Here is a 1052-nt window from a genome sequence, read left to right on the forward strand (position 1 = left end):
CACCTGTTCCAGGCCTTCCAGGCGCATTACGGGTTCGATTGTTCGTTCTGCAACCCGTATTCCGGTCATGAGAAGGGCGCGGTGGAGTCCAAGGTCGGCATGGTGCGGCGCAAGCTGTTCGTGCCCCGGCCGAGCGTATGGAGCCTGGAGAACTTTAACGCCGGGCTGCCGGACCGGTGCCTGGAGCTGGCCACGAAACCGCATTACCGCAAGGACACGGAGGAACGTGGCCTGTTCTCCGAGGACCGTGCGGCGCTGCTGCCGTTGCCCGGGAAGCGTTTCGACGTGGTCACGTGGCGGCATATGAAGGCCGACCGGTACGGCGTGGTCACGCTCGAGGGACGGCATCGTTATTCCGCGGACCGGGCGAACGCGGGCAGAGGGGTGATCGTGGGCCTCCGCGCGCTCGAGGTCGAGGTCCTCGACTCGTCGGGCAAGCATCTGGCGACCCATCCTCGGGCGTACGGCCAGGCCAGCACGAACAGCGAGGACCCGTCCATGCAGTTGGCGCTGCTGTGCAACAAGCCCGCGTCCTGGCCCAACAGCCGGGTACGTGACGCGTTGCCGGACCCGTTGCGGGAATGGCTGGATCGGCAGGACAGACAGACACGCAACGAGGCGCTGCAGACCCTCAAACGCGTTGACAGGGAATCCGGGTGGGCGAACGCGGTCGAGGCGATGCTTTCCATCCTCGAATCGACCGGCGGGGCGGACCGCGCCGGTGTCACACTGCTCGCGGCCAGGCTCGCCGAGGGCGTGGCGGGTATCGAATACGACGATGACAGGCCGGATCTGAGTGAATACGACATCGCGTTCACCGCGGACGTCGGCGTGCAGGAAGGCGGGCGATGAACACGAAGACGGACGAAGGGCTCTACGAGAAGGCCCGCAAGCTGTTCATCTCCAAGGCGAGCATCGACGAATTCGCCGGCTGGGCCACGCCCCGCCAGGTCGACGCCGTCCACCGCCTGCTCGACACGGAACTGGCGAACAGGGAACGCGCGAAGCACGACAGGCTCCTGCGCCGCGCCCGGTTCCCCGTCGTCAAGGGT

At 66.5% G+C, this 1052-nt stretch carries 1 protein-coding gene and 1 pseudogene; both read left to right on the plus strand.

The genetic code is table 11. The features are described 5' to 3' along the window. Positions 1 to 852 (plus strand): Mu transposase domain-containing protein (locus IE182_RS31510; protein ID WP_444544993.1); only part of this gene is annotated, 852 nt, incomplete at its 5' end. Then, positions 849 to 1052: pseudogene (istB, locus tag IE182_RS31515) on the plus strand (IS21-like element ISBlo2 family helper ATPase IstB); the annotation flags it as partial. The gene IE182_RS31510 and the pseudogene istB, both read left to right, overlap by 4 nt.

It is taken from the genome of Streptomyces cinnamoneus, from assembly GCF_014650495.1.
GTDB lineage: Bacteria > Actinomycetota > Actinomycetes > Streptomycetales > Streptomycetaceae > Streptomyces > Streptomyces cinnamoneus.